At 72.1% G+C, this 26,322-nt stretch carries 9 protein-coding genes and 2 tRNA genes; 8 read left to right on the plus strand and 3 right to left on the minus strand.

The annotated features are described in order from the left end of the window. Positions 1-94 precede the first annotated feature (94 nt). The 4 genes from AB0B57_RS08095 (at position 95) to AB0B57_RS08110 (ending at position 1,849) form a co-directional block, all read left to right on the plus strand. The gene (locus tag AB0B57_RS08095) at positions 95-604 is read left to right on the plus strand and encodes a SigE family RNA polymerase sigma factor (protein ID WP_357066625.1); all 510 of its coding nucleotides are present in this window, start codon (positions 95-97) and stop codon (positions 602-604) included. Then, positions 594-1,487 carry a hypothetical protein gene (locus AB0B57_RS08100; protein WP_357066627.1) on the plus strand — a complete coding sequence of 298 codons (894 nt, stop codon included), beginning with the start codon at positions 594-596 and terminating at the stop codon, positions 1,485-1,487. Before AB0B57_RS08095 ends, AB0B57_RS08100 begins: the two co-directional genes overlap by 11 nt. Before the next feature lie 84 nt (positions 1,488-1,571). Beyond that, positions 1,572-1,645 (plus strand) — tRNA-Met (locus AB0B57_RS08105). A 127-nt stretch (positions 1,646-1,772) separates the two neighbouring features. Next, positions 1,773-1,849 (plus strand) — tRNA-Met (locus tag AB0B57_RS08110). A gap of 79 nt (positions 1,850-1,928) precedes the next feature. On the opposite strand, the gene AB0B57_RS08115 is transcribed toward AB0B57_RS08110, so the two are convergent. Further along, positions 1,929-4,742, minus strand: a complete 2,814-nt coding sequence (locus AB0B57_RS08115; RefSeq protein ID WP_357066629.1) for a BTAD domain-containing putative transcriptional regulator — start codon at positions 4,740-4,742, stop codon at positions 1,929-1,931. Between the two features lie 184 nt (positions 4,743-4,926). Between AB0B57_RS08115 and AB0B57_RS08120 the strand changes: the two genes are divergently transcribed. The 3 genes from AB0B57_RS08120 (at position 4,927) to AB0B57_RS08130 (ending at position 20,607) form a co-directional block, all read left to right on the plus strand. Beyond that, positions 4,927-11,148: an RHS repeat-associated core domain-containing protein gene (locus AB0B57_RS08120; protein ID WP_357066631.1), complete on the plus strand. Its 6,222-nt coding sequence runs from the start codon at positions 4,927-4,929 to the stop codon at positions 11,146-11,148. 64 nt (positions 11,149-11,212) lie between these two features. Beyond that, positions 11,213-17,341: an RHS repeat-associated core domain-containing protein gene (locus tag AB0B57_RS08125; RefSeq protein ID WP_357066633.1), complete on the plus strand. Its 6,129-nt coding sequence runs from the start codon at positions 11,213-11,215 to the stop codon at positions 17,339-17,341. A 20-nt stretch (positions 17,342-17,361) separates the two neighbouring features. Further along, positions 17,362-20,607 (plus strand): LamG-like jellyroll fold domain-containing protein, encoded by a 3,246-nt coding sequence (locus tag AB0B57_RS08130; RefSeq protein ID WP_357066635.1) that lies wholly within the window; start codon positions 17,362-17,364, stop codon positions 20,605-20,607. Positions 20,608-20,671: 64 nt separating this feature from the next. On the opposite strand, the gene AB0B57_RS08135 is transcribed toward AB0B57_RS08130, so the two are convergent. Beyond that, on the minus strand, positions 20,672-24,430 hold the full coding sequence (locus AB0B57_RS08135) for a S8 family serine peptidase (protein WP_357066638.1): 3,759 nt from the start codon (positions 24,428-24,430) through the stop codon (positions 20,672-20,674). A gap of 182 nt (positions 24,431-24,612) precedes the next feature. On the opposite strand from AB0B57_RS08135, the gene AB0B57_RS08140 reads away from it, so the two are divergent. Then, a complete protein-coding gene (locus AB0B57_RS08140; RefSeq protein ID WP_357066640.1) occupies positions 24,613-24,867 on the plus strand; it encodes a hypothetical protein in 255 nt (84 codons plus the stop codon). A 59-nt stretch (positions 24,868-24,926) separates the two neighbouring features. Here the strand turns inward: AB0B57_RS08140 and AB0B57_RS08145 are convergent, their stop codons facing one another. Beyond that, positions 24,927-26,258, minus strand: coding sequence for an extracellular solute-binding protein (locus AB0B57_RS08145; RefSeq protein WP_357066642.1), 1,332 nt, complete (start codon positions 26,256-26,258; stop codon positions 24,927-24,929). Positions 26,259-26,322: the final 64 nt, after the last annotated feature.

Genomic DNA, 26,322 nt, shown 5'->3' on the forward strand with positions numbered 1-26,322 from the left:
CCCGTCGCCGCGCCGAAAAAAGTTCGACCGACCGCAACCTGTGACACCGGCCCGCCGTCCTCAGGTCGACGGTGTGCGACGAGGGGGAACAGTCTTGCGGGACACGCAGAGCTTCGATGACTTCTACCGCGGCACGGCGCGGCGGATGGCGAGGTACGGCTATGCGGTCGCCGGCGATCACAACGAGGCGCAGGACCTGGTGCAGGAGGCGTACACCCGGGCCTGGCGGCACTGGGGGCGGCTGGCGGCACATCCCGCGCCGGAGGCGTGGCTGCGGCTGGTGGTCGCGCGGTTGGCGACCGACCGCTGGCGTCGGCTGCGCGGCCTGCGCGGGGCGTTGCGGTTGGCGGGGCCCCCACCGGCGGCCCCGCCGCCCAACGAGGACAGCGTGCTGCTGCTCCAGGCGCTGCGCCAACTGCCGGCGAACCACCGGCAGGCGTTGGCCCTGCACTACCTGTTCGACATGCCGGTGGAAGAGATCGCCCGCGAGGTCGGCGCGCCCGTCGGCACGGTGAAGTCCTGGCTCTCCCGGGGCCGGGCCCGGCTTGCCGCGCTGCTGCCCGATCTCGCCAAGATGGAATTGGAGACCAGCGATGTCGCGTGAACTTGCCGAGTGGTATCGGCGCCTCGCCGCCGACGCCGATGCCGGTGACCTGGGCGTTCCCGACGTGCTGCGGCGGCGGGCGGACCGGCGGGCCCGGCTGCGCGCGGCCGGGGGTGCCCTCGCCGCGGCGTTGCTGGTGGGTGGCGTGGTGATCGGTACCCAGGTGGTCGCCATGCCGACGCCGACGCCCGTCGCCCCGCCGGCCGGCACACCGACGATTCCCGCGCCGAACGTGACTGCCGGGTCGCCGTCGCCGTCCGCCACGCCGGGCCGACCTCCGGGTACGACCCCCGAGTCTCCGCGGGTTCCCGGCGGCATTCCGGATCGGGCGTTCTTCACGCTCCCGCCGGCCAACCAGACCGGCATCGCGCCGGACTACCGAGACGTGGCCGCGTTGCCGGGCCTGTGCGGTGCCCACCTCCCGAGCGAACCGATCCTGCACCGGCGCACCCGGTCGTTGGTCTTCAAGCTGCCGAAAACGCCCCAGGGGAACGACCCGGACGGCAGCTACGCGCACTCCATCACCGTCTACCGGGCCGGGCGAGCCACACACGTGCTGGAGGAGTTGCGGCGGGCGGTGCGCGACTGCCCCGAGCAGCCGGCACTGCGTCTCCAGGTCCCGCCGGTGCCGAGCAGGCAACGGCTGCTCAGCGACGTCGGGTACGGCGACGAGTCGGTGCTGTTCGAGCTGCGGAAGCCGGCTCAGGACCGCAACGGCGACCCGACCGGCGGGGAGGAGGTCCGGCTGGTCCGGGCGATCCGGGTCGGCGACGTGGTGACCACGCTCTGGGAGAAGGGCTGGGAGACCGGGTCCAGCCCGCGTACACAGGTCGACGCGGACAGTCGCCGCGCGGTCGACGCCGTCGAGGCCTGGCTCGGTTGACCCCGGCGTGCCGGATCGCGATCCGGCGGATTCAGATGTCGTTTTGCGGGGCCCGGGGGTGGTGCGCTACGGTTAGCGAGCCGACGCGGGGTGGAGCAGCTCGGTAGCTCGCTGGGCTCATAACCCAGAGGTCGCAGGTTCAAATCCTGTCCCCGCTACAAAGTGAAGCCCGTCTCCCGCACCTCGGGGAGGCGGGCTTCTTCTTGCGCGGGCGACGCACCCACGACGGGTGCCGACCCCCGGCTGATCATCGCCGACCGGGATGGGTTAGGGTTAACCAGTCGACGCGGGGTGGAGCAGCTCGGTAGCTCGCTGGGCTCATAACCCAGAGGTCGCAGGTTCAAATCCTGTCCCCGCTACCACACCGGCGAGGGCCCGTCCCCAGATTTTTCTGGAGACGGGCCCTCGTTCGTTGGTGGGTAGGCCCACCCCTGGTCGCAGCTACGTGCTGTTGCGGATGGCAGCGGGCGTGCTCGGCGTCGGCTCCGCCATGATCGCCTTGATGTCGTCGTCGCCGACGTACCCGCAGTCGCGCAGGACTTCGAGGGCCGACTGCCAGTGCGACCGGGCCTGGAGTCGATCACCCAGGGCGTCCAGCGCAAGACCGAGCCCCCACAACTGCTGGGCCTCCCCGAAGCGATTGCCGCACTGCCGCAGGACGAGCAGGCCCTCCTGAAAGATGGCGACCGAGTCACGGGGACGCCCGATCAGCCGGACGCAGTCCGCGAGCGCGCCAAGCGTCAGGCCCAGGCGGTAGTCGTCACCCAGGCGGCGGAAGATCTCGACCGCCTGCTCGCAGGCGGCGACCGCGTTGGCGTACCGACCGAGACGGCGCTCGACCACCGCGAGATTCTGGAGGCCGCGGGCCTCGTTGTTACTGTCGCCCAGAGCGTTGAACTGGGTGATGCAGCGCTCGTGGCAGCGCGCGGACTCTGTCAGGTCACCCCGCATGCGGTTGAGGATGCCGAGGTTGTTGAGCACCTTGGCCGTGTGATGCCTGTCGTCGAGCCCTTCCCACAGCTCCAGCGCGGTGCGGAACTCGGCAAGGCCCTCGTCGAGCTGGTTGGTCTGCCCGTACGCCATGCCGAGGTGGTTGCGCGCCAACGCCTCCACCTCCGGCTGGCCGGCGGCCCGCGCGGCGCGAATCGCGATCCGGTCGAGGCGGATCATCTCGGGCCAGTGGTCGCGGATCGCGAGGGCCGGGTAGGCCAGCAGGGCGAGGCGGGCGGCGCCGGCGGTGTGCTCCGCCCCGGCGGCCAGGCCCGCCACGACATCGGGCAGGTGCGGGGCGTTGGCGTCGATCCACTCCCTCGCGGCCGCCCGGTCGGGCAGGCTGAACCCCGCCGGGTGGGTGGGAGCCGGGCCGACCTGGAGGTCCACGGGTTCGTTCGGATCGAGAAGGAACCTCGCCTGCTCGGCGACCGAGAGGTAGTGGGCCAAGGCACGACCGAGGGCAGCCCGCCGTTCGGTGTCGGTGAGGTGACGCTCGGCCTGGTCGCGGGCGTAGAGGCGGATCACGTCGTGCATCCGGAAACGATTCGGCGCGGGGGAGTCGACAAGGCGGGCGTCGACGAGCCGCTCAATGGCGGCCTCGGTGTCGGTGAGCGTGCTCCCGGCGAGTGCCGCGGCGAGCGCGAGGTCGAACTCGGGCACCCCGAGCAGGCCGAGGAACGGGAACCCGCGTATCGCGTCGTCGCCGGCGCCCCGCAGGCCGACCGCCAGGCTGGCCCGCATGCTCAGGTTGTCGACCTGCAACTCGTCCAGGCGTCGTTGTTCCTGACTGAGACGGTCGGCAATCGCCTGGATCGTCCAGGACGGGCGGGCCATCAGCCGGGCGCTCACGATCCGCAGGAGCAGCGGAAGGTGCTCGCACAGGTTGACGATCATGTCGGTGGCGGCGGGATCGTCGGACACCCGCCGCTCGCCCACCAGTCGACCGATCAGCGTGACCGCGTCGTCGGTGGTCAGCGGTTGTAGCCGAACGAAACTCGTGCAGTCGAGTGTCGACAGCACCGATCTGCTGGTGACCAACGTGGCACAACCGGGCCCGGACGGCAGCAGGGCCCGGATCTGCTCCGGCGACACGGCGTCGTCGAACAGCAGCAGAAGCCGCTTGCCGGCCAGCAGTGAGCGCCACAGCGCGGCCGCGTCCGCAAGCTGCGCGGGCACCGCACTGCCCGCGACGCCGAGCTGCCGCAGCCATCGACCGACGATCGCGGACGGCTCCAGGGGCGGCATCCCGACGCCCGCGCCCTGGAGGTTGACGTAGAGCTGACCGTCCGGGAACGAACCGGCGACGCGGCTGGCCACGTGCAGGGCGAGCGCGGATTTTCCGACCCCCGCCACCCCGTCCACGGCGACAAGTGGTGGGTGGTCGTCGCGGGGGTGCAGCAGCGCCGCGCAGAGCGCCGCCACCTCCTCGTCGCGCCCGGTGAACTCGGGTGGTGGTGCGGGTAGCTGGCGCGGTGTCGGGTGGATCAGCGCCGACGCGCCCGGATCGCTTGCGGCCGGCGTCGTCTCGGCGCAGAGCAGCTGCTGGTACAGGCGCTGAAGCTCCTGACTCGGGTCGATCCCCAGCTCCGTGGCCAGCCGGGCGCGGAGTTGGTCGTAGAGGCGGAGGGCATCGGCCACCGCGCCGTTTGCGCCGAGCGCCCGGATCAGCAGCGCGTGCAGGGGTTCGTCGAACAGGTGGGCGTCGACGAGGCGTTGCAGTTGTCGTACCGCCACCGAGGGGTCGCCCACCCGCAGGCAGAGGTCGGCCAGGTCGCGGGCGGCGGCCTGCCGCTCGCGTTCGAGGGCGACCACCATCGGAGCGTCGTGCAGCCAGCTCACCGCCGAGCCGAGGACCGGGCCTCGCCACAGGTCCAGGGCGCGGTCCAGGGCGGCTATCCGCTCGCTCTCGACGCCCGCCGCGCCCTGGACGACCAGGTCGCGAAACGCCGCGGTGTCCACGTCGCAGCGCGGGGTGCGCAGCAGGTAGCCGTCGTCGGCCCGCTCCAACGTGACGCGGTCGGCGAACCTGTCGCGTAGCCAGGCGCGCAGCCGGTAGACGCTCGTGTGCAGTGCGGCCTGGCTGCCCCGGTCCGGGCCCCAGATCAGCTCGACGAGCTGATCCGGATTCACCGGCTGGCCCGGTGACAGCGCCAGCACGCCGAGCAGCATGCGTGGCCCCGGCCCGGGTAGCGCAACCGTGCTGCCGCCCACGCTGACCCGCAGTGGCCCCAGCACAGCCACCGAAACGACGTCCTCCTGCATCGACGAAATTCTAAGCCGGGCAGCGGCGTACCCGTTGGCCCGAAAACCCCGCCCCCGGACCCCGGTCATTCCGCGAGCCTGGCCGTCAGGTCGCTGTGAGTGACCTGTGAGAACCCGGATGCCACGCTGCGATCCCGCGCCGGGTGGGCGCGGACGGCGGCTGGTTGACATCGGGGAGACGCGAATGACGGCTGCACGGGGGATCCGATTCTTGTTCGCCACGACTGCCGCGTTCCTGGCCGTCGTCCTGGTCAATTCCGGGGGCGGCGTCGCACCCGCGTACGCGGGCCCGAACCGGGCCGGGCCTCCGGGGGCGCAGGCGGCACCCGCCTCGGTGCCGCTGCGGGCGGCACCGACCTGGGCCGCCGCGCGACCCGGCCCGGAGGACGTCGCGGCCGTGCGGTCGGCGCCCCCGGTGACCTGGCCCGCGCCGGGTGCCGTCGAGGTCGACCGGCCGGGGACGGGCGCGGCGCCGGCCCGGGTGGGGAGCCTGCCGGTCTGGGTGGCCGGGCAGCGCGACGCGGCGACGCGGCGCACCGACACCACCGCCGGTCGGGTACGGGTGGAGGTGCTGGACCAGGCTGCCGCGCGTCGGGCCGGAGTACCCGGGGTCCTGGTGCGGCTGGCGTCGGGCGGGGCGACCGCAGGCGCCCGCCCGGCTGGTGTCGCCCCGGTGGACGTGGAGTTCGACTATTCCGGGTTCCGCAACGCGTACGGCGGCGACTGGGCCGCCCGGCTCGGCGTGGTGCGACTGCCCGAGTGCGTGCTGTCCACTCCCGAGGTCGCCGGATGCGCCAGGGGCGAACCGGTGCCCTCCCGCAACGACACTCGCAACGCGCGGGTCGGCGCGCGGGTCGACGCCGGTCTGTTCGCCGTCACCGCCGCGTCCGGTGGCAGTTCGGGAAGCTTCCAACCCACCTCGCTCGCCCCGTCGGCCGCCTGGTCGGTCGGCTTGGAGTCGGGCGACTTCGGCTGGCAGTACCCGATGAGCGCACCCGCGATGCCGGGTCTGACGCCCGGCATCGCGCTCGGCTACTCCTCCGGCGCGGTGGACGGGCGGACCGCCTCCACGAACAACCAGCCGTCCTGGGCGGGGGAGGGTTTCGACCTCCAGGGCGGGTTCATCGAGCGGTCCTACGTGGCGTGCAAGGAGGACGGGCAGGCCGGCTCGGAGGAACTGTGCTGGCGGTCCGACAACGCCACGGTGTCGCTGCCCGGGATGAGCGGCGAGCTGGTCCTCGACGACGCCACGGGGCACTGGCACGCCGAGCGCGACGAGGGCTGGCGCATCGAGCGGCTGACCGACGCGAACGCGGGCAACGGCGACAACGACGGCGAGCACTGGAAACTGACCGCACCGGACGGCACGCAGTACTTCTTCGGCCGCGCCCCGGCCGCGAACTCCACCTGGACCGTCCCGGTCTACGGCAACAACGTGGTGGGGGGCAAGGACGAGCCGTGTCACCAGTCGACGTTCGCGGCGTCGTGGTGCCAGCAGGCGTACCGGTGGAACCTCGACTACGTCGTGGACCGGCACGGCGACGCGATGGCGTACTTCTACCAGCGGGAGACGAACAACTACGCCCGCGGCGGCGCCACTCCCACGCCGTACACCAGGGGTGGTTACCTGGACCGGATCGAATACGGCCTGCGGACCGACTCGGCCGCGCCCGCGTCGGCGCGGGTGGTGTTCTCCGTCGCCGACCGCTGCGTCCCGGGCAGCACCTGCACCCAGGCCCAACCACAGAACTGGCCGGACACGCCGTGGGACCGGGCCTGCGCCGGTACGCCCTGCCAGGTCGTCTCGCCGACGTTCTGGATCAGCAAGCGGCTGGCCAAGGTCACCACCCAGGTCCGCTCCGGTGGCAGCTACCAGCCCGTGGAGTCGTGGACGCTCACCCACTCCTTCCCGGCCACCGGTGACATCACCACCGCCTCGCTGTGGCTCGACTCGATCGTGCGAACCGGGCACGTCGGCGGTACGGCGAGCCTGCCGCCGATGACCTTCACGGGCGAGCGCAGGGCCAACCGGGTCGACACCGTCGACGACAACGGCGACGCCCCGATGAACAAGTGGCGCCTCGTGGGGGTCACCAACGAGACCGGCGGTCAGGTCCGGATCAGCTACACCGAGGTGCCCTGCACCCGGTCGGCGTTGCCGGCCCCGGACCAGAACGCCGGGACGTGCTTCCCCGCGTTCTGGGGGCGGTCGGGTGCGGTCGATCCGCAGCTCGACTGGTTCCGGAAGTTCGTGGTCAGCCAGGTCGTCGAGGACGACCGGTTGGTCGAGAACCCGGACGAGATCACCCAGTACGAGTACGTCGGCGCGGCGGCCTGGCACCACGACGACACGGAACTGACCCCGAACCGGTTCCGCACCTGGGGGCAGTGGCGTGGCTTCCAGCGGGTGGTGGTGCGCACCGGTGATCCCAACGGCGGCGAACAGACCCGGACGGAGCACCTGTTCCTGCGGGGCATGCACGGCGACCGGACCAGCACCGGCACTCGTGACGTCGAGGTGACCGACTCGACCGGGAAGAAGAAGGTCGACGAGGCGTACTGGCGTGGCTTCGCCCGGGAGGTGACCGAGTACAACGGCACCAGCGGCGCCTGGACCGAGCGGACGATCTCGGAGCCCACCATGCTGGCGACGACGGCGACCCGGGACCGCCGCGACGGCACCCAGCTCAAGGCGTACCTGGTCGAGGAGTTGTCCCAGCGGGCGTACGTCGCGTTGGCCGACGGCACCGAACGCGTCACCGAGTCGGTCCAGAAGTTCGACGCCAACGGCACCCTGGAGCAGACGAACGACCTCGGCGACGTCGCCACCGACGCCGACGACACCTGCACCGACTACACCTACACCAGCAACAGGGACGCCTGGATCATCGACGCGGAGTCCCGGGTCCGCACCGTCGGGGTGCGCTGCGGCGCGGACGTGTCCTACCCCGGGGACCTGCTCTCCGACCAGCGCTACTACTACGACGACAGCAAGACCTGGGGGGCGCCGCCGACCGTCGGGGACGTCACCGCGGTCGAGGAACTCGCCTCCTGGTCGAACGGCCCGGTGTACGTCAGTGGCCGCAGCGTCAAGCTGGACAAACACGGCCGCACGACCACGGCGACCGACGCGCTCGGCAACACCGACCAGGTCACCTTCACACCGGAGGTCGGTGGGCCGGTCACCAGGGTGACCACCACCAACGCGCTCGGGCACACCAGCACTGTCAACCTCGACCCGCTGCTCGGCGACGCCACGACCACCGTGGACGCCAACGGCCGGCGTACCGAGCTGAGCTACGACCCACTGGGCCGGGTCGTCGCCGCCTGGGCCCCGGGCCGATCCAGGTCCGCCGGCGACAGCCCGCACGCGAAGTTCGCCTACCTGATCCGCAACAACGGCGCCAGCGCGGTGACCACCAGCACGCTGCGACCCAACGGCGCGTACCGGGACGGCCACAGCATCATGGACGGCTTCCTGCGGGCCCGCCAGACGCAGGCCCCCTCCGCGACGGGCGGCCGGCTGGTCACCGACACGTTCTACAACAGTCGCGGCGAGGTGGTGAAGACCAACCCGGCGTACTGGAACAGCGCCGCGCCCAGCACGACCCTCGTCGCCGCACCTGCGGATTCGAACCTGGTCGCGCAGAACCGCTACCTCTACGACGGCGCGGGTCGGCAGACGGCGGAGATCCTGGTGTCGCGGGGTGTGGAGAAGTGGCGGACCACCACCACCTACGGCGGCAACTGGACGGCGATCGACCCGCCCGACGGGGAAACGCCGACCATGGAGATCTTCGACGCCGACGGGCAGACTGTCGAGCTGCGCCAGTACACCGGCACCGGCCCGACCGGCGCCTACGACGCCACCCGCTACACCTACACCAGGTCGGGAGAGCAGGCCACCGTCGTCGATCCGGCTGGCAACACCTGGCGGTACGGCTACGACCTGCGGGACCGCAAGATCCGCGCCGAGGACCCGGACACCGGGACGAACACCTTCACCTACGACAACGGTGACCGGCTGGTCTCCAGCACCGACTCCCTCGGCCGGACCCTGGTCAACACCTACGACGCGCTCGACCGTCGGACCACCGTCCGCGAGGGGTCCGCCACCGGCACGAAGCTGAGCGAGTGGACGTACGACTCGCTGCCCGGCGGCAAGGGGCTGCCGGTCGCCGCGAAGCGGTTCGTCGGCACCGACGTCTACAGCAGCGAGGCGCTCGGCTACCTGGCCGCGACCGGGCTGCCCACCGGCAGCCGGGTCACCGTCCCGGCGAGCGAGACCGGGCTCGGCGGCAGCTACGACACGACAATCGAGTACGACACGTCCGGCCGGATCACCAAGACCACGTTGCCGGCGGCCGGCGGGCTCGGCGCGGAGACCCTGACCCAGGGCTACGACGCCTCCTCCGACCTGCCCAGCACGCTCACCGGGCTGGCCCAGTACGTCGCCGGCACCTCCTACGACAGGTTCGGCGACGTGTCCTCGGTGACCCTCGGGGCGGCGGGCAGCCAGGTCTGGCAGTCGTACCAGCGCGACGACGTGACCCGACGACTCTCCCGCAGTTCGGTGATCCGGGAAACCGACGACGATCCGCAGGTCAGCGCCCGTAGCTACACCTGGGACCCGGCGGGCAACCTGCTCTCGGTCACCGACGCCCCGGACGGGGTCACCGCCGACACGCAGTGCTTCCGCGCCGACTACCTGCGCCGGATGACCGAGGCGTGGACACCGGCGTCGGGCGACTGCGCGGCCGCCCCGGCGACAGCGGCGCTCGGCGGGCCGGCCCCGTACTGGCACTCGTACCGCTACGACAAGGTGGGCAACCGGCTCGCCGAGGTGCAACACGCCGCCACCGGTGACACCACCCGCACCTACGGCTATCCGGATGCCGGTTCGGCCCAGCCGCACACGCTGCGGTCGGTCGCCACCACCGGGCCGGGTGGCTCGCGTACCGACACCTACAGCTACGACAGCGACGGCAACACCACAGCTCGTACCGTCGCCGGCCGGACGCAGTCCTTCGACTGGGACGCCGAGGGCCACCTGGTGTCGGCGACCGAGAACGGCACCACCACCGACTACCTGTACGACGCGGAGGGCAACCGCATCGTCAGCCGGGACCGGACCGGCACCACCGTCTACCTCGGAGCGACGGAGCTGCGCCGGGAGGCCGGCAGCGGGCTGGTCAACGCGACCCGGTACTACAGCCAGGGCGACGGCACGTTCGCGGTGCGTACCGGCACCGGCTCGGACGGGTTGAGCTGGCTCGTCTCCGATCACCACGGCACCGCCGACACCGCCATCCGGGCGGACACCCTCGCCGTCACCCGCCGCTACTCGCTGCCGTTCGGTGAGTCCCGGGGAGCGAAGCCGACCACCTGGCCCGGTCAGCGCAGCTTCGTCGGCGGGTCGGCGGACCCTACCGGCCTGGTGCACCTGGGCGCCCGCGAGTACGACCCGGCAACGGGCCGGTTCCTCTCCGTCGACCCCGTCATCGACGACGAGGACCCGCAGCAGATGCACGGGTACGCGTACGCCAACAACAGCCCGGCGACCTACGCCGACGCCGACGGCCTGCGCGCCTGCGCGAACGAGAAGTGCACCACGTTCGTCAAGCCGAAGCCCAAGGCCAAGCCGGCGGCGCCGAAGCCCCGGCCGAAGGCGACTGTCGCGAAGAGGCCGAACGCCTCGAACGCCGCGGCCCGAAAGCGGCTGTTGGCCAAGGACGCCCAGTTGGATCGCATGGAGAAGCGGGGCGGGGCGTCGACCGCGGCGAAGCGCGTGAAGGCGGCGGAGAAGGCGTCAGCGAAGGCGCGGAAGATCCAGGCGCAGCAGTGGAAGGTGAAGGCCGCCGTGCTGAAGAAGCGGTGGCACGAACAGCAGAAGGCGATATCCGCGAAGAAGAGAGCAGACCTCGCGACTTTGGCCGACGAATCCAACGCGTCGACCGAGGCTGCCCAAGAAGTGCGTGCTGAGAAGAAACTGATGCGCGACAAGGCTGCTCGGAGTGGGAATCCGGCGCTGCGGAATCCGAAGAACATCGAGAAGCTGTCTCGTGGGGCGAGGGAGATCGGCCCGCTCGCTCGCTATGTACGAAACCCGTCGGTCAAAGCGGTCGGCAAGGTGATGCCCTATGCCGCGGCCGCATTGGGTTATGCAGCCGATGTGGAGCGTGGCATGGACAGACCCGAGGCCGCTTTCAAGCAGGTCGCAGGACTGGCGGCATCGGCGGCCGGATCTGCGATCGGAGTGGGGGCCGGCTTCTTCTGCGGGCCGGCCGTGATGGTCTGCTCTCCGATACTCGGATTTGCCGGCGGGGCGCTGGGGGGCTGGCTTGCAGGGGAATTCTGGGACGCCACCAGCCCGAACAAGAGGTATTGGATCGATACCGATGAGTAATCGTCTGTCCGGTCTTCGATCACTCCTGATCGGTCCTGTCCAATCGGTCGGCACGGAGGTTGAGATGCACGTACCTCGCAGATATCTGTCCATGATGGCCACGGGGGTGGCAGTAGCGCTGGTCGCGTCGTCGCTGTGGAGCGGGCCGGCGCTGGCCGCCCGCCCCGGGGCCCCGAAACCACAGGCGATACCGTCCGGCCCGGCGCTCTCGGCGGCCCGGCCGGCACCCGTACCGGCCGCTGATCCCAGCGCCACCAGCGCCCTGCGGAAGGCCCCGGCGGTGAGCTGGCCGACCGCCGGCACCGCCGAGGTGAGTTTGCCCGCGGTGAGCGCGGCGGCGGCCAAGTCGGACGCCACACCGTCCTGGCAGCGGGCCGGTGACCTGCCGATCCGGGTGGGCCACCCGGACGCCGCCGGTCCGTCGACGACCCGGGTGTCAGGTGCCCGACCAGAGGCGAGGATCCGGGTCGAGGTGTTGGACCGCAAGGTCAGCGCGGCGGCCGGCGTACGGGGAGTGGTGCTGCGGCTGGCACACGTCGGCGATGCGGTGGGCCCGGCGTCGGTGGAAGTCGACTACTCGGGCTTCCGGCACGCCTACGGCGGCGACTACGGCTCGCGGTTGCGGCTGCTCCGGCTGCCGGAGTGCGCGCTGACCACCGCCTCCGCAGGCAACTGCGCGCCAACCCCGCTGGCCAGCACCAACGACGCGGTCACCGGGCGGGTGCGGGCGAAGGTGAGCGACGGGCTGTACGCCCTGGCCGCCGCGCCCAGCGGCAGTGCGGGCACCTTCCAGCCGACGTCGCTCGCCCCCTCGGCCACCTGGCAGGTGGGGCTCCAGTCCGGCGACTTCAACTGGTCGTACCCGATGGCACTGCCGCCCATGCCGGGCCGCGCGCCGGAGGTCTCCCTGGCCTACTCCTCCGGCAGCGTGGACGGCCGGGTGGTGGCGACGAACAACCAACCGTCCTGGGTGGGTGAGGGCTTCGACCTGCCCAGCGGGTTCATCGAACGGTCGTACCGGGCCTGCCGCGACGACGGTGGGACGGGCAGCGGTGGCGACCTGTGCTGGGAGGCCCCCAACGCCACGCTGGTGCTGCCCGGCCTGGCAGCCGGTGAGCTGGTGCCGGAGACGTCGGCGACCGACAACAAGAACTGGCACCTCGCCGACGACCGGGGCTGGCGGGTCACCCTGCTGACCGGGGCGTCCAACGGCGACGACAACGGCGAGCACTGGCGGGTGACCGCACCGGACGGGACGCAGTACTTCTTCGGCCGGACCACGGCGGCGAACTCGGCGTTCACCGTTCCGGTCTTCGGCAACGGGACCGGTGAGCCCTGCCACCAGTCGACGTTCGCCACATCGTGGTGCCAGCAGGCGTACCGCTGGAATCTCGACTACGTGCTCGACCGGCACGGCGACGCGGTGGCCTACCACTACGACCAGGAGATCAACTACTACGCGCGCAACGACACCACCCCGACCGCGTACGTCCGCGGTGGCAACCTCGCGCGCATCGAGTACGGGCTGCGGGCCGGGTCCAGCGCCCCCGCCGGAGCGCGGGTGGTGCTCACCGCGGCCGACCGGTGCCTGCCGGGCAGCACCTGCACCCAGGCCCAGCCGCAGAACTGGCCGGACGTGCCGTGGGACACCGCCTGCTCGGCGACGTCCTGCGCGGTCACCACGCCGACCTTCTGGAGCACCAAGCGGCTGGCGACGGTGACCGCGCAGGTGCGCGTCGGCACCGCCTACCAGAACGCCGACTCCTGGACGCTCACCCATGGTTACCTGGACACCGGTGACGGCACCAGCCCGGGGCTGTGGTTGCAGTCCGTCGTGCGCACCGGGCACGTGGGCGGCAACACCAGCCTGCCCGCCGTGACGTTCGGCGGCACCCGGTGGGCCAACCGGGTCGACGGGCTGGAGAACATCTCGCCGATGAACAAGTGGCGGATCACGACGATCACCAACGAGACGGGCGGTCGGATCGCCGTCTCCTACGGTCGGGAACCGTGTGACCGGTCCGCGCTGCCCGTCCCGGACACCAACACCACCAGGTGTTTCCCGGTGAAGTGGACGCCGGACGGCGGGCAGCTCGTGCCGGACTGGTTCATCAAGACCGCTGTCACCCAGGTCGTCGAGGACGACGCGACGACCGGACCGGACCGGATCACCCAGTACCAGTACCTCAGCGCCGGGGACGCGGCCTGGGCGTACGACGACGCCGAACTGGTGCCCGCCGACCGCAAGAGTTGGGGACAGTGGCGCGGCTACCAGCGGGTCCGGGTGCTGACCGGCGCCCCACCGGCGGCCGGGGCACCCGATCTGCGTACGGTGACCGAGCACCTGTTCCTGCGCGGCCTGGACGGCGACCGGACGGCGGGCGGAACCCGTACCGTGTCGGTGGTCGACTCGCGTGGTGGCAGCCTTCCCGACCGGGCCTACTGGCGCGGCTTCGCCCGCGAGACGACCACCTACCGGGGAGCGGGCGGCGGGTGGGTGTCCACGGTGATCTCCGAGCCGACGCAGCTCAGGGAGACCGCCAGCCGCGACCGGCCGACGAGCACCCCGCTGGAGTCGCACCTGGTCGCCGAGCGGGCCGAGGAGACCTACACCGCGCTGGCCGACGGTGGGGTGCGCCGGACCAGGGTGGTCTACACGCACGAGCCGGACCACGGCACGCTGACCGAGGTCGATGACCAGGGCGACGTGTCGCTCGACGGGGACGACACCTGCACCACGTACACCTATGCCCGCAACACCACGGACTGGATCGTGGACAAGGTCTCCCGGGTGCAGAAGGTCGGCGTGCGGTGCGGCGGCGACGTCTCGTACCCCGGTGATCTCATCTCCGACCAGCGCTACCACTACGACGAGAACGCCTGGGGCACCGCGCCGACGAAGGGTGACCTGACCCGCACGGAGGAGGCGGCCACCTGGGCTTCCGGGGCGCCGGTCTACCAGACCCTGTCCCGGGTCGTCGCCGACCAGCACGGACGGCCCGTCGAGGAGTTCGACGCCCGCAACAACCGGACCGGCATCTCCTACACGCCGGCCCTGGGTGGCCCGGTGACCCAGCTGGTCCGGACCAACCCGCTCGGCCACACCAGTACGACGACCCTGGAGCCGCTGCGCGGTGCGGTCACCGCGGGGGTGGACGCCAACGGCGGCCGGACCAGCCGGGCGTACGACGCGCTTGGTCGGGCGACCTCGGTCTGGCTGCCCGGCCGGGCCACCACGGATCCGGCCAACCTGCGCTACGAGTACCTGCTGCGCTCCGGCGGGGCGGCGGTGACCACCCGCAGCCTGCTGGCCGGCGGCGGTTACCGGACCAGCTACGAGGTGTACGACGGGCTGCTGCGGCTGCGGCAGACCCAGGACCCCTCGCCGGCCGGTGGGCGGGTGCTCACCGACGTCCAGTACGACCCGGTGGGCCGGGTGGACCGCAGATCCGGACCGCAGTACGACCGCAGCGGGCCGCCCGGCACCACGCTGCTCGGCCTGCCCGACAGCGCGGCCGAGTCGCAGACCCGCACCGTGTACGACAGCGCGGGCCGGCCGACGGCGGAGATCCTCCTGTCCCGGGGCGTGGAGAGGTGGCGCACCAGCACCACGTACGGCGGCAACTGGACGGCGGTGGACCCACCCCAGGGTGGCACCGCGACGATGAGCCTGGCGGACGCGGCCGGCCGGGTGGTGGAGCGGCGTCAGTACGTGGGTGACACGCCGAGCGGAAACTACGACGCCACCCGGTACGGCTACACCCGGGGTGGGCAGTTGGCCACCGTGGTCGACCCGGCCGGCAACACCTGGCGGTACGCGTACGACATGCGTGGCCGCCAGGTTCGGGCCGAGACGCCCGACACCGGCGCGACGACGCGCACGTTCGACGCGGAGGGGCACGTGCTCTCCACGACGGACGCCCGTGGGCGCACACTCAGCCACACCTACGACGCGCTCGGGCGTCGGACGAGCACCGACGAGGGTGCGACCCGGCTCGCCGGGTGGGCGTACGACACCGCGCCCAACGGCAGGGGGCTGCTCGCCGCCTCCACCCGCCACGTCGGGGCGAACGCGTACGTGAGCGCGGTGACCGGCTACGACGTGCGTGGTCGGCGTACCGGGACCGCGGTGACGATCCCGGCGGCGGAGACCGGCCTGGGCGGCACCTACGCGACCGGCTACCAGTACGACGAGACCGACCAGGTCACCAGCACCACGATCTTCGGTGGCGGCGGCCTGCCGGCGGAAACCCTCGTCTACGGCTTCGACGGGCTCGGCCTGCCGACGACCATGACCAGCGGCGCCGGTCGGTACGTCGGGGCGACCACCAGGGACGGTGTCGGCCGACCGATCTCCCGAACCTCCGGTGCATCCGGCCGGCGGCTCTGGCAGGCACAGCAGTGGGATGCCGCGAGCGGGCGGCTGACCGCCACGTCGACGACCGTGGAGGACGAGTACACCTCTCGGGTGACCGCGCTGGGCTACACCTACGACCCCGCGGGCAACGTCCGATCGGTCGTGGACGCACCGGACGACGGGAGCGCGGCGGACACCCAGTGTTTCGGCTACGACCACCTGCGCCGACTCACCGACGCCTGGACGCCGACCGGTGGCTGCGCGACACCCGCGGTGAGCGGTCTCGGCGGCGCGGCGCCGTACTGGCACTCGTACGGCTACGACCGGACCGGCAACCGCCTGGCCGAGGTGCGGCACCTCGCGGGCGGGGACGTCACCCGCACGTTCGACCACCCGGCCGCCGGGACGGCCCAGCCGCACACCGTGCGGTCGGTGACCAGCAGCGGCCCCGGCGAATCCGGGACCGACACCTTCGGGTACGACGCCAGCGGCAACCAGACGAGTCGTCGCGTCGACGGCACCTCCCAGCAACTCGACTGGGATGCCGAGGGCCACCTCGGGTCGGTCACGACGGGTGCCGGCGGCACCAGTTACCTGTACGACGCCGACGGCACCCGACTGCTGCGTCGGGACGCGGGCGGTACGACGCTGTACCTGGGCGACACCGAACTGCGCGCGACCGGTACCGGCGCGGTCACCGGCACCCGGTACTACCGGTTCGGCGGTGACCCGGTGGCGGTACGCGTCGGTGCCGAGCTGAGTTGGCTGGTGACCGACCTGCACGGCACGGCCGGGGTCAGCGTCGACGCCGAGGAGCTGGGCGTCACCCGCCGCTACCGGCTGCCGTTCGGTGGACAGCGCGGCGTCGACCCGGCCGCCTGGCCCGGCGGCCGGGACTTCGTCGGCGGGGTGGCTGACCCGACCGGTCTCACCCACCTCGGGGCGCGGGAGTACGACCCGGACACCGGCGGGTTCGTCTCGGCCGACCCGATCGTCGACCACGACGACCCCCAGCAGGTGCAGGGCTACTCGTACGCCAGTGGCAACCCGGTCTCGTTCAGCGACGCCAACGGGTTGAAGGTCTACCGGGGCATTCCGGCGCCGGCCGCGGACGGCCTCTACGACCCGTGGGCCTGCGCCAACTTCGGGTCGATGTGCAGCGGCACTGTCGACCCGGACGGTGACCTCGGCTGGGAGATGATCCACGAGGTCTACACCCCGAACTCCACCCGGGACGCGTCGAAGTCACCGGTCTACGGCTGCTCGTACGACAACCCCGGGCCGGCCGTCGCCTGCCAGCAGCGCAGTCCGAGCCAGAGCGCGTACGTCCTGGCCGAGCGGCCCTGCCGTGGTTGGGACCAGTGCATCTCGCCGCGTCCGGTGGAGTGGCAACCGGCGGACGAGGTGGAATCGACGGGTTCCTCCACCGGCGGCGGTAGCCGTTCACTGGCGGCGACGCTGGCCCACCCGGCGAAGAGCGCGGGCGGGGCGTCGGCGGGTGGCGTCTGGGCGGGTGCGGCGTCGAACAGCGCGAACTCGCTCCCCAAGTACGGCCCGGACCAGAAGAAGCCGCAGGGGAAGTCCGGCAAGAAGCCGCCCGGCAAGTCAGGCTTCGGTGTCGCGTTTGGCTGGCTGGAGGAGCTGGCGGAGGCTCCGTCCTGCGGGTACCCGTTGCCGTGCCCGGGACCGGCACAGGTGTACGGCGGGCCGTACGGGGTGCCGAAGGGCTCGTCGTCGCCGCTGCGCCCGGTCGGTGGTGGGTCCGGAAGCTCGTCGGGTGGCCTGGTGATCCCCCGGACGGCCGGGTCGCCACGCGGCGTCGTGATCGTCGGCTGATGCGGGACGGGGGAGGGCAGGTGTCGAAGAGTATCCGGCTCGGCGTGGTCGGGCGAGCTGTCGCCACAGTGGCGGTGTTCGTCCTGGTGGCTGCCGCCATGACCGTGCCCTTCCCCGCTCCGCAGGGCCGGGCGGCGGCAACCCCGCTGGTCGCCCCGCCGGGGCCGGTCCGGTCGACGGCTCGACCGGCCCCCGGGGCACCGTCGTCCTGGCCGGCGGCCACGGCGTCGGCGGCCACGGCGTCGGCAGTCCGGCTCGGCCGCCGCGTCGAGATGCCCGCACTGCGTACGCCGGACCGGACCGTCTTCGCCAACCCGGACCGCACCTTCACCGCCGAACTGCGGGCCGGCACCGCCAGCGCCGACCCAACCTCGCCGGGCCAGCGCCAGCACTGGGCGATGACCTCCCGGGAGCTGCCCTCCCAGGTGTGGTGGGACATCGACGACTACCATGCCCGGGTCGGGCACGACCCGCAGGAGTCCTCGTACAACATGTACCACTCGTACTTCCAGATGGACACGGCGTTCTTCGCCGGCAAGACCATCCTGGAAAACACCGCCTTCAGCCTCAACCAGCTGTACTCCTACTCGTGCTATCCGCAGGCCCTGCAAACGCACCTCACCGGCCCGATCAGCCCGTCGACGAGTTGGTCGAATCCGCCCACCGAGCAGCGGCTGCTCGGCACCGTGCGGACCGGCAAGGGCGGCGGTCCCGAATGTCCGGGCGGCACGGTGGAGGTGGACGTGCGGGCCCTGATGCGCGAGGCGGCGGCGAACAGTTGGCGACAGCTCACGCTGGGCCTGACCGGAGACGACCAGAGCATCTCCGGGGCGATGGCCTTCGACAACAAGCCGGTGCTCGCGGTGCAGTTCAACACCGTGCCGGAAACGCCGGTGATGACGCCGACCGACAGCATGCCCGGCTGTTCCGGTGCCGGGGCGACGGCCTGGGTACGGACCCTCGGGCCGGTGCTGGCCGTGGAGGTGGCCGAGGATCTCGCGTCGGGCAGCCAGGGCGGCGGCCAGCAGGTCACCTTCGAGGTGCAGGCGCCGGACGGCACCCCCGTGCACACCAGCGAGAGGCTGCCCGAGCACATCAAGACCTACCAGGTGCCCGACTGGGTGCTCGCCGAGGGCGGCACGTACCGGTGGCGGGCGACGGTCAACGACCAGATCGACACCGGGCCGCCGGGGCCCTGGTGCGAGTTCACGGTGGACACCACAGGTCCCACCACCGTGCCGACTGTCACCTCGGTCGACTTCCCCTCGTCCGGGCCGGGCGCCAGGGTCGACCGCACGGGTGTGTTCCGGTTCGACGCGGACGGCGACCAGGACGTGGTGGCCTTCGAATACCAGCTCGGCGGCACGGACGGCTACCTCACCGGGCGGGTGACCGCGGACCGACCGGGTGGCAGCGCTGTGCTGCGCTGGACCGGCCAGGAGCCCGGCGGGTACGAACTCCGCGTGCTCGCCGTGGACCGGGCCGACAACCTCGGTTGGCCGCAGTCGTACGGCTTCCATCTGCGATCGGTGCCGGCGCCCCTTGTCGAGCTGCCGCTCGACGAGGGGCAGGGCGTCATCGGCCGGGACGTGGCGACACGCGCCCCCGACGGCAGCGTCACGTTCAGCGGCGGGGCGTCGTGGCAGGCGTCCGGGCGGCACGGCGGCGCGGTGCTGCTGAACGGCGTCGAGGGCAGTCACGGTCGGTCGACCGGACCGGTGGTGAACACCGGCCAGAGCTTCTCCGTGCTGGCCTGGGTCCGACTGGACCAGGTCGGCCAGGACCGGGTCGCGGTGGCCCAGGCCGGGGTCGCCGGCAACGGTTTCGTGTTGCGCTACGACAGTGCCCGCAGACGGTGGGCATTCGTGCTCCGCGAGGCGGACGGCGCGGCGGCGGCGGAGCGGGTCGCGGTGGCCAACACGGCTCCCCAACTCGGCACCTGGACCCACCTCGCCGGCGTGTACGACCACGATGCGGGCGAGTTGCGGATCTACCTCAACGGTCGGCTGGCCGGCAGTACGTCGTACCGCAGCACCTGGAACGCCTCCGGTCCCCTCCTGGTCGGCCAGGCGAACGGTGTGTCCGGCGGGCGTGGCGCCTGGACCGGTGCGCTCGACGAGGTCCAGCTCTACGACTACCCGGCGGCGCCCAAGAAGATCATCGAGGAGATGGCCGGCGAGCCGTTCGGCCCGGAGGCGTGGTGGCACCTGAACGAGCCGACAGGTGTGGTCGGCACGGATGCCAGCGGGAACGGTCACTCGCTCTACCTGGCACCCGGTGCGGCATTCCAGAGGGATGCGCGCGACGGGGGCGTGCGCCTGGACGGGACGTCCGGAGTGGCGTACACGGCGGGGCCGGTGGTTTCGGGGGACGCCAGCTTCACCGTGTCGGCCTGGGTGCGGCTCGCCGGGGCCGGTCGGGATGCCGTCGCGGTCGGCCAGGACGGGCAGCACACCAGCCGGTTCCGGCTGCGCTACGAGGCCGCGACCGGCCGGTGGGCCTTCCGGATGGACCGGGTCGACGAGCCGGGCGGCAGCGCGGCCACCGACGCGGCGGTGTCCTCGACGGCGAGCGTCGACAGTTGGACGCACCTGACCGGTGTCTTCGACGCCGCCGCCGGCCAACTACGGCTGTACGTCAACGGGACGCTTGCCGGCACGGCGAGCCACGTGGCGAGTTGGCCGGCCACCGGTGCCCTCGTGCTGGGCCGGGGGCTGCGGGACGGCTCGGCGGCGGACTTCTGGCCGGGTGACGTCGACGAGGTGCGGGTGCTCCCGCGTGCCATCACCGCGCAGGAGGTGCCCGGTCTCGTTGGTCTGCCGCCGGCCGTCACCCCGGGGCCGGTGCGGATCCGCGCCGTGCACAGCGGCATGTGCCTGACCGAGCAGGGTGGCGACAGCGGCTACCTCTACCAGCAGCCGTCGTGCGGCACCCAGTTCCCGAGGATGACTCTGGTGGCGGCCGGGAGCGACACCTATCGGATCACGACCGACCACGAGGTGTACGGGCCCGGCTGCACGGGGGTGCAGAACGGATCGGTGAGCGTCGGCGCGCCGCTCTACGACGACTACTGCGCCGCCGGGCGCGGGCAACTGTTCCGCGTCGAGCCGGTGGCCGCGCCGCTGTGGGGTTATCGGCTGCGACCGGTACACAGCAACCTGTGCGTCGGCTTCCGGGACAACTCCGCGGTGGCGGGCGCCCAACTGGTCCAGCTCGCCTGTGACTCCCTGGCGCGGGGTCAGGTGTTCCTCTTCGACAGCCGGTGAGGCCGCGCCGCACGGCACGTCGTCGTGGGGCCGGTGCCCGGCGGGCACCGGCCCCACCCGGTTGTTACCGGAGGCCGAGGGCCCGGGTGACGCGCTGGGTGACGCCGTCGCCGCTGCGCTGCCTGGCGGTGACCCGGATGGACACGAAGTCGGCCCGGTGCGGCGCGTTCAGGTGCGCCTGCCAGGTGCCCCGCTTCTCGGTCAGGCCCTGCCGCTGCCAGGTCGCCCCGTCGTCGTAGGAGACCTCCAGCGTGAGCGAGGACACCGCGTCACGTGCCGCGGTGCTGCCCACCACCACCGGCGTGATGGAGAAGTCGGTCCTGCGCGTCGCCCGACCCGCCGCGTCCACGTCCGTTCCGTAGTCCAGTTGGACAAGCGGGATGGCCTGCACCTCCGTGGTGCCACCGGAGACGAAGCGCCACTCGGTGTGCGTGGCTGTCGAGTACGGGCTGAACTCGGGCTTGCCCGTGGTCTCGACGACCAGCCGGTACGGCAGTTTCTCCGGCGACAGGTCACCCGCGCCGACCTTCGGCCAGCCGTCGAACCGGGTCAGCTCCCTGTCGCCCTGATAGAAGGTGACGACCTGCGGCATGCTGGCCCCGCCGCTGTGCGCGGCCCCCGCGTCGCCGAACCCCTGGATGTACGCGCTCATGGCGGTCTCACCGCGGAACGGGATCTCGGTGCTGAGCAGGCGCGGCCGGGTGATGGGCCCGAACCAGCGGTCCCGCTGGACGCTGCCCGGACGGTAGGCGATCGCCTCCGTGTTCGACCGCGCCCAGTCGGCGACGTCGGCGTACTGCATCCACCTGACGCCGTCACCGGCGGAGACCCAGTCGGTCCGTGGCCCCGGTGCGACCGGCTCGAACGGGAACGAGCGGGCCGCCGCGTACTCGTAGGGCGGGAAGTCCATCCGCGTCTCGCTGGACTGCTTTCCCGGCGGCGGGGCGAAGGTCAGGTCGATCCGGGCGAGGTCGCGGGGGCCGGTCCGGGCGGACGGGTCCCTGGGCACCCCGCCACGGTGGTAGTCCACCAGGTCGTACAGGTATTTCGGTGCGGGGTGGGCCGTCACGGCCAGCCGTACCGTGTGGCGCCCGGCGACGGCGATCTTCTGGATCAACGCCTCGCCCTCGTCCATGCTCACCGAGGCGACCGCGATCGGGCCGGTCGTCACGGCGTCGGGGTTGCCGTACCAGTCGCTCCGGCGGCCCTCGCGGTCGTTGACCACGACAAGCATCGCCGCACCGGCCGCGTGTGCCGACGCCGCCTGGTCCGTGGGGGGCACCGAGTCGTTGGCGTGTACGACCACGGCCCTGCCACGGACGGACCGGCCGGCGTAGTCGCTCGTCGCGCCGTTGCCCGCGAAGACGGCGTCGAGGCGGGCGGTGCCGTCGGCCAGTGGCCGTGCACCGGGCTGCACGAGGGGATCGCTGACGCGTCGGCCGCCGTAGCTGAGCTCCAACGGCGTCTGCACGGCGCGAATCCTGGTGGTGAGGACGAAGCTGCCCCTCGTCACCCGTTCCTTGCTCGGCAGGGCCCACAGGCTGTCGTAGGTCGCACCCGGCCAGAAGGTCTCGCGCAGGGCGGCCCAGTCGGTGGGCGTCGGCTCCGGCGAGGTGAAGGAACGGTAGACGTCGATCCTGGTGTTGGTGACGGCGGTCGGCTGGGCGGTCGCCACCTTCACCTGGCGTGCCCGCGAGGCGTCGAGCTCCACGACCCGGTCGGTCGACAGGTCGACCTCGGGAACCGTCAACATCGCCAGCCCGAGAGAGCGGGGCCCGTTGCGGCCCTGCACGTCGGCGGCGGCGACGACGGTGTAGGAGCCGGGAGCCCAGCGGCTGGTCAGCTTGCCGTCCGGCACCCACACGAAGGTGGAGCCCTCGTCGGCGCTGACGATCTCGACCTCACCGCTCATGGGTCGGCCGGCGCGGTCCTTCAGGTGGATGGTGAGGTCGTACTTCTTCGCCTCGACGACGACCCCCACGGCCGTGTGGACCTCGCCGGTCGCGGAGCGGGCCGTGACCTGCGCGGAGTACCGGCCCGGCGGGAGACCCCCCGGGTTCACCACGACGTCGACTGTCGAGGTGCCGTTCGCCGGCACCGTCACGCGGTCGGTGGCCGCGGTGAACGCCTGCGCGGGGGAGGTGCCACCGTCGACGGAGAGTGCCAACGGGACCGGGTCGGCAGTGGTGTTGGTGTAGGTGATCTTCCGCGTGATCGGCCGCTGTGGCGTGCCGGAGGACGACCTGACCAGCCCGGCGTCCACCGAGCCGGTCGCGATGACCTGGTCCTGGTGGTAGGCGCCGGCCACGTTCAGCCGGCCACTGCCCGCCTGGTAGGCGTCGTAGTCGGGCGTGCGCACGCTGGTGCTCATCAGCGCGTCCTTGATCTGCTGCCCACTCCACGTCGGGTGTTTCTGGACCAGCAGGGCTGCCGCCCCGGCGACGTGCGGCGCCGCCATGGAGGTGCCGCTGTCGGTCTGGTAGTAGCCCTCGCCCCAGGGGATGTGCTGCGAGCGCGCCGCCAACACGTCCACCCCGGGAGCGGTCAGGTCGGGCTTCAGAGCCTCGTCGATCATCCGCGGCCCGGCACTGGAGAAGTCGGCCAAGTGGTCGGAGCCGTCCACCGCGCCGATGGTGAGTGCGGCGTCCGCGGTGGCCGGTGCCCCGAGGGTGTACGGGTCGGGACCGCTGTTGCCGGCGGCGACGACGAAGAGTGCGCCGGTCTCGGCGGTCAGCTGGTTCACGGACTGGCTCAGTGGGTCGTCCTGGGTGTGCCACGCGCTCACACCGAGGCTCATGTTGACCACCTTGGCGCGTTCGGTGCGCGTCGCCCACTCCATCCCCGCGATGATCCCGGAGATGGACCCGCTGCCGTTCTGGTCGAGGACCTTGCCCACCACCAGGTCGGCGTCGGGAGCGACGCCGCGTTCCTTCCCGCCGGAGGCGGCACCGGTGCCGGCGACGGTGGAGGCGGTGTGGGTGCCGTGCCCGTTGCGGTCGATCACGTCCTGGCCGGGGATGAAACTGCGGGACGCGACCACCCGGTTCACGAGATCCGGGTGGGTCGTGTCCACCCCGCTGTCCAGGACGGCGACCCGGACACCGCGGCCGGTGCCTCCCGCGGCCCAGGCGGCGGGCGCGCCGACCTGCGCGGTGGTGTCGGCGAGGGACGCGTTGGCCTTGCCGTCGAGCCAGACCTTGTCGACCCCGGCGGTGAAGGTCGGCGTGGACGGGGCGGCACCGCGGCTGGTTGGTGCCGGGCCGCTGGTGAGGGCCGACCAGAAGTCGGCGGCCGTGGACCGGTTGGTGCGGATCGCCTCGCCCCGGACGGACGGAAGCTCCAGTGTGGTCCGCGCGCCCGGCAGCGTGGTGCCGGTCCGCAGCGTCGCCGAGCCCGTCGTGCGGGTGACGATCAGGGGGAGTTCGCTGGTCCGCGCGTCGTCGTAGCCCTGGGCGATCAACCGGGTGACGTCGAACAGTTGCTTGTCGAGTCGACCGGTCGCCAGGTAGGGCATGGCCTCGTCGGGATACACGTAGGTGTCGCCGCGCTCGGTGGCGACGCGCACCGGGCCGGTGGCACCCGGGGCGCGTGTGACGTCCACCGCGGGGGCCGCGCCGTCGACGCCCGGGGTCACCGTCACCCGGTCGCCGGTGATCAGCGTGACGGTGACGGGTGCGGGCGGCGTGTTGCCGGTCGCGGCGGGTGGCGTCGGAGGGGGTGGGGACGGTGGGGCACCGTGGGCGGTCGTCGGGGTCAGAAGAGCGGCGACGAGGGTGACGCCGACCGCTGTTGCCGCAGATCTTCGGGTGAGAGAGAGCCGCACATCGCCTCCAGGGTTGACCATGCGCGAATCCGATCACCTCCGGAGATTCATGTAAAGATCATCATCTTTGCCGGCAGGTTGCGGCCACGTTGCGTGCGATCCGGGGTGCTCCGGACGATCTCGGTCCCTGGTTCGGCGTGGACCGACGTGCCCAGGTTGCGTCCTTCGGCGAGGATGGGCACATGTCTTCTTTCGGTAAGTGGTGGGGCCGGCTGAGCACGGTCCTCGGTGCGGCCGTACTGGCGGTCTTCGTGCCCGTCGCGGCGTGGGCGTCCACGGGCACCGGCGAGGTGGTGGTGGAGGCCGCGCGGCGGCGGTCCCGTGGCGGCGGCGGCTTCGGCATCCTCAGCCTGCTCTGCTGCCTGGTGGTGGTCGGGGTCATCGTGTTCCTGGTGCTGCGTCTGACCCGCAATCGTCGGAACCGCCCGCCGCGCTGAGCAGCGGGTCGTCCCCATCGGTCGGTCGACGGCGGCGGGCCGTCGGCCGACCGCCGGGGTCACGCCGCCAGTGCGGCGTTGGCCTGGGAGAGGAAACGCGAGGTGGCCGCCCGGGTGCCGGCCCGCTTGACGCGGATGCTCTCCGCGGCGGCGACCAGCAGGGTACGCACCCTGGCGTGCCCCGTCGACGGTGGTGCCGGCGCCGGCCCGAGCTGGTCGGCGAGGCTGGCGCCGAACGCGGCGGCGCGCTGCTGAGCAGGGTCGGTGATGCTGCCCTCGGTGTAGCGGCGGACGGCGAGGCTGGGGTTCAGCCCGCGTTCGTGGCCGAGGACGGTGCCGGCCTCTCCGTTCGTGGTCAAGAAGTTGATCACGTCGGTGACGGTGTCCGGGTGGCGGGTGCCCCGGAACGCGGCCCAGTACATCGACGCGCGTGCCCACTGCGCACCCGGCGGTCCGGGGAGGCCGACGACACCCAGCTCGGCCTTGGTGAGCCGCTGCAACTCGGGTAGTTGATGCGACCAGGCGAACGACGCGGCGGTCATCCCGGTCACCACCAGTTGCCGGTTCAGCTCCCTGCTGTCGGTCTGCTCGACAAGCGCGGCACCCGGTGTGGCCCGCGCGGTGCGAGCCCGCTGCCACAGCTCGAACCACGCGATCAGCTCGTCCGCGCCGAAACCGAGCTGGTTGCCCCGGTAGAATTCGCCACCCTGCGACCGCAGCCACAGCCAGAGCGCCCGGTGGTCACCTGACGCGTCCACGGTGCCGGCCACCTGACCTTCGCTGGTCTCGGTGACCTGCTCCGCCCAGGCGATGTAGTCGGCCCAGGTCATTCCGGCCCGCGGCTCCGGCACCTTCAGATCCCGCAGCAGGTCCCGGTTGAAGACCACGGCGGCGTGGGTCTGCCCGCCGGCCACCGCCATCGTCCGCCCCTGGACCGTGCCGGAGCGGATCAGGCCCTCCGGCAGGCTCCGCAGATCGAGGTGGTGGTCGGCGACCCGGTCGGTGAGGTCGAGGATGATCTGGCGTTGGGCGTACTCGGTCAACACCGCGTCGTCGATCTGGATCAGGTCCGGTACGTTCCCGCCGGCCGCCTGGGTGGCCAGCCGCTCGTAGTAGCCGTCGGCGCCCTGCCAGGTGACCCGGAAGGTGACCCGGGGGTTGCGATCCGAGTAGAGCCGCAGCACCTTCTCGGTGAGCTCGGCCCGCTTGGTCCCGCCCCACCAGAAGACCGACAGCTCGACCGGCCCGTCCTGGGTCGACGTGTCGGCCCCGTCGCTGCAACCGGCCAGCCCGGCGGAGGTGAGCAGCGGTGCACCGAGCAGCGCGGTGAGCAGTCGGCGCCGGCCCGGGTCGGCGCCGAGGCGGTCGATCGGGGATGGAACAACGGGCACGGGGGTCTCCTGGACCTGCGGGAGTACGGCGGCACCATTCACGCAGGGAGCGCACGAAGGTGTC

Origin of the sequence: Micromonospora sp. NPDC049101, from assembly GCF_040648675.1 — a bacterium.
Taxonomy (GTDB): domain Bacteria; phylum Actinomycetota; class Actinomycetes; order Mycobacteriales; family Micromonosporaceae; genus Micromonospora.

Coding starts and splice junctions, on each gene's coding strand:
- AB0B57_RS08115 (WP_357066629.1), bottom strand. CDS start 4,742: ATGCAGGAGGACGTCGTTTCGGTGGCTGTGCTGGGGCCACTGCGGGTC.
- AB0B57_RS08120 (WP_357066631.1), top strand. CDS start 4,927: ATGACGGCTGCACGGGGGATCCGATTCTTGTTCGCCACGACTGCCGCG.
- AB0B57_RS08125 (WP_357066633.1), top strand. CDS start 11,213: ATGCACGTACCTCGCAGATATCTGTCCATGATGGCCACGGGGGTGGCA.
- AB0B57_RS08100 (WP_357066627.1), top strand. CDS start 594: ATGTCGCGTGAACTTGCCGAGTGGTATCGGCGCCTCGCCGCCGACGCC.
- AB0B57_RS08140 (WP_357066640.1), top strand. CDS start 24,613: ATGTCTTCTTTCGGTAAGTGGTGGGGCCGGCTGAGCACGGTCCTCGGT.